The sequence below is a fragment of the Endozoicomonas atrinae genome, from assembly GCF_001647025.1.
GTDB classification, from domain to species: Bacteria; Pseudomonadota; Gammaproteobacteria; order Pseudomonadales; family Endozoicomonadaceae; genus Endozoicomonas; species Endozoicomonas atrinae.
The window spans coordinates 1-2,511 of the sequence record NZ_LUKQ02000449.1 but is presented as its reverse complement, the minus strand read 5'-3'; the positions used below and the strand labels follow the sequence as shown (position 1 = coordinate 2,511).

The 2,511-nt window shown below is 50.4% G+C and carries 5 protein-coding genes; 2 read left to right on the top strand and 3 right to left on the bottom strand.

The window, feature by feature from the left end:
• The 3 genes from AK963_RS27745 to AK963_RS27735 all read right to left on the bottom strand — a co-directional run.
• The coding region (locus AK963_RS27745; protein WP_202969894.1) for a hypothetical protein at positions 1 to 280 on the bottom strand (280 nt) is incomplete at its 3' end.
• On the bottom strand, positions 277 to 750 hold the full coding sequence (locus AK963_RS27740; protein ID WP_066018552.1) for a RuvC family protein: 474 nt from the start codon (positions 748 to 750) through the stop codon (positions 277 to 279). The genes AK963_RS27745 and AK963_RS27740, both read right to left, overlap by 4 nt.
• A complete protein-coding gene (locus AK963_RS27735) occupies positions 747 to 1,079 on the bottom strand; it encodes a hypothetical protein (RefSeq protein ID WP_139117727.1) in 333 nt (110 codons plus the stop codon). The genes AK963_RS27740 and AK963_RS27735 overlap by 4 nt, the downstream gene beginning before the upstream one ends.
• 189 nt (positions 1,080 to 1,268) lie before the next feature.
• Here AK963_RS27735 and AK963_RS27730 point away from each other — a divergent pair, with 189 nt between their 5' ends.
• Together AK963_RS27730 and AK963_RS27725 are read left to right on the top strand one after the other, a co-directional pair.
• Positions 1,269 to 1,952, top strand: a complete 684-nt coding sequence (locus AK963_RS27730; RefSeq protein ID WP_066018550.1) for a helix-turn-helix transcriptional regulator — start codon at positions 1,269 to 1,271, stop codon at positions 1,950 to 1,952.
• Positions 1,953 to 2,015: 63 nt separating this feature from the next.
• Positions 2,016 to 2,249 carry a hypothetical protein gene (locus AK963_RS27725; protein WP_139117726.1) on the top strand — a complete coding sequence of 78 codons (234 nt, stop codon included), beginning with the start codon at positions 2,016 to 2,018 and terminating at the stop codon, positions 2,247 to 2,249.
• Positions 2,250 to 2,511 lie beyond the last annotated feature (262 nt).

Genomic DNA, 2,511 nt, shown 5'->3' with positions numbered 1-2,511 from the left:
CGTACCGCTGACCGATTGCCTGCTTGTGTTCTCCTGCCCAGACGGCAAGCCTGATCTCCTGGTTGCGGATCCGGGCAGCCATCTGTTGCGGGATATACAGCAGCATGCCGCCGAACCGGGTTGCTAACTTCTGGGCGGCTTCCATGCCGATGACTGCTACTATGGGCGATTCGGCGCTCGGATTTGATGCAATGTATTTCCGCTGTCCCCCTAAAGCGCGTTCCAGCTTGAGGGTGGTTTCTTTGCCCAACAGCTCGATGATTTCCGGTTCGCTGCTCACCGGGCCTGTCCGTACCGGGCGATCAATAGGGCATCCGCCCGGTTATGGTCTTTCTTCCGGGTCAGGGGGGCAGATGGGTAAAGCTCCAGTGCCCGGGTTCTGGACACGTCTTTGTCTTTGTTGATGAGGTTGGCTCTGCGTTTCCAGGTGACGGGGGTGATGTACGTCAGCGGTAGGTTAAGGGCACTGATGACGCCTTCAATGGCTCCGAAGCTGCGCCCCATATTGAACATGGAGGTGACGCCCTGTTTCGGCATGGCGTTCACTTTTTCCAGATAGACCATCGCTATCCGGTCAGCGTCGCTTTCCCACTGTTTTAAAATGTCGGCGGTGCCATAGGTGAAAATGCGCTGCTTTTTGCCTTCGCTGACCGTAGGAAAATCGACAACCGCATGCAGCTGGAGCGTGTCGGCGTTGATGGCCGCCATTGCGCCGGTGATGCCCGGGTCTATACCTATCAGGAGCCTCATGACGTCGGCCACCAAGTGGTGCAGGGTGTTTGCCGAACTGTGCATAACCTGGGATTGCCCGCCTGAATTTTACCAGCCTGTTGAGCCGCCAACAGGTATTCAGGAAAACTGACATCCAGCCGGTTTAACCTCCGGGACAGTTCAGCGGCTGTTAATCCAGGCGCATTCATCACGACCTCAATGGCATCCTGCATGGAAGTGAAGCAACGTTTATATTGCGGCTCAATGCTGTTCATTCCGTTGATATCCCTGTTTAACGGTCGTTGCGTTTTCTTCTTGTTACTGAAACGACACTCATTCAGGCTAATCCGCAATAAACGACTCGTCAACCGCATTTCCGTTTTACAAAATAAAAATACAAGTTATTAACTGCCTCTTAAACTGAATTTCCCAAGCAGATCGTTTAACAGAAGGGCTTGCACAAATAAAACTATGCGTTTAATTTATAAAAATGCTCCCCTCATCCAACGACGTTTCACTTGTCTCGGGAGCATCTCTAAGGGATTGGGAGTCATTGCATGTCAACACTTGGCGCTCGTTTAAAAAGCGTTCGCAAAGAACGCGGAATCAGTCAGGCAAAACTGGCTGAAGCTGTGGGTTCGAGGCAAAGCAGCATCAACGACATCGAGTCTGGACGCAATAAATCATCCACTTATCTGGTCAAAATTGCCGAATTCCTGAATGTTGATCCATCCTGGCTGGAAACCGGCCATGGGGAAATTCGGGGGGTAGGGGTTGAAGTCGTCAAGCAGGGTGCACCCCTGCCACTATTCGACTGGAAAACCATCGTGGAGATTGCGCGTGATGGTCGGTTTAACAAGCCGCCACTGGATGTTCTATATCGCTGTCCAATTAAACACTCTGAAAAAGCCTATACGACGGTTTTACACCAGCATCTGGAAGGAATAGCAAAAGGTTCCGTGCTCTTTCTGGATGCGGTTGGTCATTACAATAATGGTGACATTGTTATGGTGGCCTGGCCGGGCAGTAATATGGCTGATCTCAGACGTCTGGTATCCAATGGAAGCCGGACATTTCTGAAGTCTTTGGATACCAGTTTCGATGCAGAACTGGCGATGAGCGAATGTCGCCTGACCTGTGTTGCGGGCGGACAGATTAATGTTGCGCAGTCTTCTGATGACTCACTACCGGAAGCAATTCTTGTCGGTCGACTATTTTTTGTAGGGATACGTTTCGACTAACTCAGGAGTTTCGTTGTTGGGTGCTGTTTCGAATCTTTGATCCTTGGATTAAGGAGAATGGCATTGTCAAAATCCGATACTGAGACCTGTGTCAGGGTCGCTCACTCATCACTCTATCTCTGTATAGAAAATTGTGACGTTGGCACAGAGACAGTGATTATCAGCTCTCATGGAGAAAATCCGCTGAACATATACCGCAACGCCAATAACAATAAATCGCCGGCTTCTGAGTCTGGTCGTGTGGTCATGATGGGTTACCCGGTAAATCCACGCCCTGTGACCGAACAAACCAAGTAAACGCACTTGAAGGGGCTTTAATGCCCCTTTAGTTGGGAATATAAAAACGCATTTCCGTTTGAATTACGCAAAACACCATTCTAAATTACCCACATTGCAATAGAGAAAGCGATAAGGAGGTCGTTTATGAACCCTGGAATCTATGACAATCTGCCAGAAATGGACTACCACGGGGGCGCTGGCCTCTCTGCGTCCACCCTGGTCGAAATGGGCCGTTCCCCTGCCCACTGTAAGGCAAAGCTCGATGGCCTGCGTGAAAAGC

Excerpts from the sequence above, each read along its gene's own strand:
- AK963_RS27740 (WP_066018552.1), bottom strand. The coding sequence starts at position 750 with ATGAGGCTCCTGATAGGTATAGACCCGGGCATCACCGGCGCAATGGCG.
- AK963_RS27730 (WP_066018550.1), top strand. The coding sequence starts at position 1,269 with ATGTCAACACTTGGCGCTCGTTTAAAAAGCGTTCGCAAAGAACGCGGA.